Annotated in this window: 1 protein-coding gene; it reads left to right on the forward strand. The window is 43.2% G+C overall.

The annotated features are described in order from the left end of the window. Nucleotides 1–85 precede the first annotated feature (85 nt). A partial coding sequence (locus A3762_RS03005; RefSeq protein ID WP_156493179.1) for a hypothetical protein occupies nt 86–690 on the forward strand: 605 nt, incomplete at its 3' end.

The raw sequence follows: 690 nt of genomic DNA on the forward strand, positions 1-690 counted from the left end.
TTTTTGGCGGCATATTCTTTGCGACTACATAGTGATTTTTATTACTTTGTTGTCGGTTAAGCCAAGGAAAAGGACCTGCCCGAAAGTGAATACTTCTAGTTTGAGTTCCCATCTCGTTTTGATTTTTACTGCGATTATATTTGCTATTGGATTTAGTTACTTAGTGTCTGGCTTAAGCTGGAATCTGCTAATTATTGCGCTCCTAGGTACGCTACCGTGTCTTTTACTCATGTATCACACACGATCTATTCGCACCTTCGAATCATTAGCTCAGCATCTTGAAAACACGGATTCAAATTATCGCGATTTGCCGATCGAATCACTCTTAGCTGATAAGCATTTAAGTGTGTTGAGAAACTACTTTCTTAGTTATGCGAGAGCAGATCAGTCTATGGATGAATCGTCAGCTGAGTTCATTCATATGTCTCGAGAGCTCACAGCAAGTGCATTGTCGGTGTCGAGCAATGCTTCAAGTCAAAAGGGCGCGATTACGTCTTCAGCGGCTGCCGTCACTGAACTCAGCCAGAGCGTTAATGATGTCGCGTTACAAATTAAAAATGCCCATGAGGAAATAGAAAAGTCTCGGGCGCAAACAAGTAATGGCATTCAGCAAGCGCAGGGCGCGACGACCAAGATAAGTCATATGGTATCGCTGTCTCAGCAAAGCGAATCGTTGGTGGCTGAGCTTTT

Source organism: Oleiphilus sp. HI0125, from assembly GCF_001635355.1.